We start from the raw sequence: 279 nt of genomic DNA on the forward strand, positions 1-279 counted from the left end.
CCACGCCCCCTACCAATACCTTCCCCTATCGGCCTGACCCCTGCCACGGCGCTTGCGGGTAGCAGCCCCCGGCGTATCATCATCCCCACGCGAATATTCGCGGCTCGGTTCCTGACGGCTTGCAGCCCCGTCTCGAATCCTTCGAGGGATCCCATGAACGCCCCCACCACAACCGTGTCTTCCGGCCGCCTCCTCGGCTCGTCCACGGCCGCCCCCGCCTCGATGCGGGATATGCCCACCTACTGCCTTTCGCCCGCCCAGCACGCCTCCCTCGTCCTT

It is taken from the genome of Candidatus Kosakonia sp. 282A-S69 (genome assembly GCF_029433855.1).
In the GTDB taxonomy this organism is placed as follows: Bacteria; Pseudomonadota; Gammaproteobacteria; order Enterobacterales; family Enterobacteriaceae; genus Kosakonia; species Kosakonia cowanii_A.